Here is a 533-nt window from a genome sequence, read left to right as displayed (position 1 = left end):
CTCCTGAAAGACTGGCTAGACAATCTGGTTATGCCCGGCGAAACCTTCCGCTACGGCGAAGACGGTACGCCGAAAGGTTTGATGGGCGAGCATAAGGTGCTGCTGTTGCAGGCCAGCGGCAGCGTTTATAGCGAAGGTCCGATGGCACAAATGGATTTCGCTTCAAGCTATTTGAAAACATTACTCGGCGGCTTCTTGGGCTTTGCCTCCGTGGATACCGTTTACGCCGAAGGTACGGCAGGCGACTGGGAAGCCGCAGTCCAACGCGCCTGTGCAAAAATCGATGACGTATACGACTCTTTCAACTCCTGACTATTTCAGCTAATCAAAGGTCGTCTGAAAGTTGTGTTTCAGACGACCTTTATACTTATACTGAGCAGTAGTCGGATTATTAAAGAAACAGTCTTTCAGACGACTTCAAAAAAAGTATTGAGGTCGTCTGAAAAGCAAAAACTGCGTGCGTGCTTTGAAACACAAATCCTATTTCAGAACCAAATGTTTGTGCGAGCTAGGACTTGCTGACACTTTATGCA

Annotated in this window: 1 protein-coding gene; it reads left to right on the top strand. The window is 47.7% G+C overall.

All coding sequences use genetic code 11. From position 1 onward, the window contains the following. Positions 1-312: NAD(P)H-dependent oxidoreductase (locus ACTHUR_RS17655; RefSeq protein WP_440400023.1), on the top strand; the 312-nt coding region annotated here is incomplete at its 5' end. Positions 313-533: the final 221 nt, after the last annotated feature.

Source organism: Neisseria sp. P0021.S007, assembly GCF_051956855.1.
Note: the sequence above shows the minus strand (reverse complement) of the source record. Positions and strands in the feature narration are given on the sequence as shown.